A 370-nucleotide genomic window follows, 5' to 3' on the forward strand; every position below is an offset into this window, starting at 1 on the left:
CGGGGTGGGTGTGGTCGGCGTGCACGATCGGGGCGTCGCACCACGGGGTCGTGCACACGTCGTCACGCAGCACCAGCATCCGCCGCAGCAACCCGGTGAACAGCCGCCGCCGGGAGTCCATCGCCACCAGGTCCCGCCCGCCCGGGCCGGTGTACAGGCGCCGCAGCCACACGCTCGCGGGCCCGGCGTCGCGAACCCACGCCCGTGCCACCGGCGCCGGCACCGACCCGTGGCCAGAGATACGGGCCGGGGCGTGCACCGTCGCGTGCGGGTCGCCGGTGCCCAACAGGGCCCGGTCCGTCATCACCAGCTGCACCTCCACCGGCTGCACCTGCCCGACCTCCAGCCCGGCCAGCAGCCGCACCGCCGT

At 76.2% G+C, this 370-nt stretch carries 1 pseudogene; it reads right to left on the minus strand.

The features are described 5' to 3' along the window. Window positions 1-370, minus strand: a pseudogene (locus Q0963_RS16500) (HNH endonuclease); the annotation flags it as partial.

Origin of the sequence: uncultured Phycicoccus sp. (assembly GCF_947495705.1) — a bacterium.
Classification (GTDB): Bacteria; Actinomycetota; Actinomycetes; order Actinomycetales; family Dermatophilaceae; genus Phycicoccus.